The 4111-nt window shown below is 67.0% G+C and carries 4 protein-coding genes; all 4 read right to left on the bottom strand.

Annotation, left to right across the window (positions count from 1 at the left end; genetic code table 11):
- Positions 1-671 (bottom strand): SDR family NAD(P)-dependent oxidoreductase (locus tag BLX41_RS30100; RefSeq protein WP_148059787.1); only part of this gene is annotated, 671 nt, incomplete at its 3' end.
- 12 nt (positions 672-683) lie between these two features.
- Positions 684-2024, bottom strand: coding sequence for an MFS transporter (locus BLX41_RS30095; protein WP_011059705.1), 1341 nt, complete (start codon positions 2022-2024; stop codon positions 684-686).
- A gap of 28 nt (positions 2025-2052) precedes the next feature.
- Complete coding sequence (locus tag BLX41_RS30090; RefSeq protein ID WP_011059704.1) at positions 2053-2934, bottom strand: polysaccharide deacetylase family protein; 882 nt, start codon at positions 2932-2934, stop codon at positions 2053-2055.
- A gap of 47 nt (positions 2935-2981) precedes the next feature.
- On the bottom strand, positions 2982-4111 hold a 1130-nt coding region (locus tag BLX41_RS30085; RefSeq protein WP_259745382.1), incomplete at its 5' end, for an amidase.

Raw genomic sequence — 4111 nt, 5'->3', positions numbered from 1 at the left:
AGGGACGCCACTTCATCGGCCCGCCCGACCCGCCCCAGGGGGATGGCCCGGGCCGCCTTGGCCAAACCTTGCGGGCCCAGGGAGTTCTGGCTGTCCAGCGACTGCGGGGTCTCGATCAACCCCGGGATCACCGCGTTGCAGCGAATGCCCCTGGCCGCCAGTTCCACCGCCAGCGAGCGGCACAACCCCGGCACCCCGGCCTTGGCCGCGGCGTAATGGGCGTGGTCCTGCCAGCCGTAGACACCACCGGCAATCGAGGAAATCGCCACCAGCGCACCGCCCTCGCCCATGTGTTTGACCGCCGCGCGGAAGGTGCGCATGACCCCGGTCAGGTCCACATCGAGCATGGCGTTCCAGGCCGCGTCGGTCATGTCCAGCAAGGGCGCGCGACGCAGCAGGCCGGCATTGGCCACGGCGTAATCGAGGCGGCCAAAGTGCGCCACGGCCTGCTCGGCCAGGGCGTCCACCGAGGCGCTGTCGGTCACGTCCAGGGGCAGCATCAGGCAGTGCCCGCCGGCCTCGGCCACGAGATCGCGGGTGGCTTGCGGGTCATGGGGGTCGGCGGGGAAATACCCGCCCACCACCGCCACACCGGCCCGTGCATAGGCCACGGCCAGGGCCTGGCCGATGCCGCTGGCGGCACCGGTGATCACGGCGACTTTTTGAGTCATGGATAACTTTCCTTATTGAACGGATTCAGGACGCACATGGCGCGCGGCGAACATCAGCGCACCGGAGAGAAAGCAAGGCAGCGCGCCGAAATACAGCGCCGAGGTCTGCCAGTCGCCACCGGCGGACAGCACCTGGGTGGCGCCGAAGCCCGCCACCACTGCGCCGATCGGGCCCATGGCATGGATGATTGCGCCACCGGTGGCACGGATGCTGGTGGGGAAGCTTTCGCTGATGAAGAACAGCGCCGCCGAGTACGGGCCGATCAGGAAGAACAGGCCCAGGCTGTAGAGACCCACCACCATCGGCATGTTGCTCGGGCCGTAGAGCATGCCGGCGAACGACAGGCCGCCGAGCATCCAGCCCAGGCCGATGACATTGCGCCGGCCGATCTTGTCGCCCATCCAGCCGTGGCTCAGGTAGCCGCAGTAGCCCACCAGGTTGGAGAGCACCAGGATGATCAGCGAGTTCTCGAAGGAGATGTGATGCACGCTGACGATCACCGACGTGCCGAGCACGCTGAACACCTGGATCGCCGCCCAGTTGAGCAGGATCGCCGCGCCGATCACCAGGGTCGCGCGCCGCGCCGGGCCACGGAAAGCCGCAGCCAGGCCGGCCTTGCTGTGCTCGTCATAGTCCACGCCATAGGTCAGCGCCACCGCCTGGGCCTCGCTCACCGAACCACTTTTGCGCAGCTGGCTGATGCGCTGGTGGATCTGGAACTGCGGGCTCTCCTTGAGCTTGCGCGCCATCACCGCAATGACGATGGCCGGGATCGCGGCGAAGATGAAGCAGCCTTGCCAGCCGATGATCGGCAGCAGCACCGCGGTCAACCCGGCGGCGATCAGCGCCCCCACCGGCCAGCCACCCTGCACCAGGCTGTAGATGAAGCCCCGGCGCTTGGCCAGTTGCGGGTCGTCGGATGCCGCGTACAACTCGCTGAGGTAGGTGGCGTTCACCGTTTCCTCGGCATAGCCCAGGCCGCCCAGGGAGCGGATCAGGATCAGCGGCGACTTGCCCCAGGCGCCGCCGATGGCGGTCAGCGCCGAGCAGATGGCCGAGCCGCTGACGGTGAAAATGATGCCCATGCGCCGGCCCAGCTTGTCCACCAGCGGCCCGATGGCCAGGGCCACCACCGCGGTGCCCACCGCCACCCAGGTGGCGATCTCGGCCTGCTCGACCTCGCCCCAGCCGAAGTGCCGGCCGATCTCCGGCAGCAGGGTGCCAAACAGAATGAAGTCGTACACCGCAAACACCCAGGCGAAGAAGGCGATCCAGGTGGCGAAGCGCACTTGGGCCGGGGTCAACTGCTGGGGTTTCCAGCCAGTCAGGTCGAGCTTGTTATAGATAGACATCAGTCACGCCTCGATGAAGTGGCCGGGGTCAGCGGTTGCGCGGGTGGCGGCGGATAAAGTCGTCGGCGATCTCGTCGAAGGTGACGAAGCGCACGCCGGCATGGCTCTGGATGTGTTCGATCAGGCGTTCGAGCATCAACAGCACTTGCGGGCGGCCGGAGACGTCAGGGTGGATGGTCATGGTGAACACCGCGTGCTCATGCTCGCGGTAGACCCAGTCGAACTGGTCGCGCCACATTTCTTCCAGGTGCCGCGGGTTGACGAAACCGTGGCTGTTGGGCGCCTTCTTGATGAACATCATCGGCGGCAGGTCGTCCAGGTACCAGTTGGCCGGGATCTCCACCAGGTCGGTTTCCTGGCCGCGCACCAGGGGTTTCATCCAGGTGTCGGGGTGCTGGCTGTAGTCGATCTTGGTCCAGCTGTCGCCGACCCGCACATAGTAGGGATGGAAGTCGTTGTGCATCAGGCTGTGGTCGTACTTGATGCCCTTTTTCAGCAGCAGCTCGTTGGTCACCTTGCTGAATTCCCACCAGGGCGCCACGTAGCCGGTGGGCCGTTTGCCGGTGACCCGGGTGATCAGCTCGATGGATTTGTCGAGGACGATCTCTTCCTGCTCCGGGGTCATGGCGATGGGGTTTTCGTGGCTGTAGCCGTGCACGCCGATCTCATGGCCGGCCTCGGCAACCGCCTTCATCTGCTCGGGAAAGGTCTCCATGGAGTGCCCGGGAATGAACCAGGTGGTGCGCAGGCCGTAGCGCTCGAACAGCTTGAGCAGGCGCGGCGCACCAACCTCGCCGGCGAACAGGCCACGGGAGATATCGTCCGGCGAATCCTCGCCGCCATAGGAGCCGAGCCAGCCGGCCACCGCGTCCACATCGACACCAAATGCACAGAGAATTTCTTTAGCCATGAGCGGCCTCCAGTGATTGCTTGTTGTTGGAAAATCGTTGTCGGGGCTTAGCGCAGCAGCGCCGCCTCCAGCGCCAGGGCCGCATCCAGCAGTTGCCGGTCATGGCCCTGGGGCAGGCTCAGCAACAGCCCGGTGGGCAAGCCCTGGGCATCGCGGCCGCTGGGCAGGCTCACTCCGGGCATGTCGAGGAAACTGCCGGGCATGGTCAGGCGCAGGGTCGCCAGGTTGGTCCGGGCGAAGAGCTCGTCGTCCTGCTCCAGGGGCGCCAGGGGCGGCGCCACATGGGCCACGGTGGGGGTGATCAGCACCGCGCCGTCCAGTTCGTCCTGCACCTGTTGTTGCAGCTGGCGCCGCGCTTCATACAACCGCAGCAGCTGGCTGGCGGGCATCTGCCGGGCACTTTCCAGGCGCCGTCGCACCCGCGGATCGAGCTGTTCGGCGTACTCGCTGTCGAGCAACGGCTGGTGCAGGGCGAAGGCTTCGGCGGCGCCGAGCCAGCCCTGTTCCTGGATCAGTTGCAGGGTGGCTTGCAAGCTGTGCAGCGGGCGTTGTTCCACCAGCGCCCCGGCCTGTTGCAGGCGTTCGATGATCACCAGCAGGTTGGCCCGCACCGCGCCCTGGGTACGGCTGTCGTCGAGCACTTGCAGATCGACCCGGAAGCGTTGCCCGGCCAGGCTGCGGGGCTGGGGCAACTGCCGGGGGTCACCACCGTGCAACAACCCGTCGATCAGCCAGGCATCGCGCACGCTGCGGGTCAGCGGCCCGAGGCTGTCGAGGCTTTCGGCCAGGGGAAACACCCCCTCGCGGTCATAGCGCCGGGACGTGGCGCGATAACCCACCAGGCCGTTGAAGGCCGCGGGAATGCGGATCGAACCGGCAGTGTCGGTGCCCATGGCGATCGGCACGATGCCGGCGGCCACCGCCACCGCCGAGCCTGCCGAGGAGCCGCCGGGAATCCGTGGCTGGGCATCGCTGTGGGGGTTGATCGGGGTGCCGAAGTGCGGGTTCAGGCCGAGCCCGGAATAGGCAAACTCACTGAGGTTGGTCTTGCCCAGGCTGACCAGCCCGGCCCGGCACAACTGGCGCACGCTGGGCGCATCCACCTTGGCCGGCGGTGCATTGCGACGCACCTGGGCGGCGGCGGTGGTGATGCTGCCGGCCACGTCGAACAGGTCCT

Origin of the sequence: Pseudomonas protegens (genome assembly GCF_003732485.1) — a bacterium.
Taxonomy (GTDB): Bacteria; Pseudomonadota; Gammaproteobacteria; order Pseudomonadales; family Pseudomonadaceae; genus Aquipseudomonas; species Aquipseudomonas protegens_B.
This window is presented reverse-complemented; position numbering and strand designations above follow the sequence as displayed.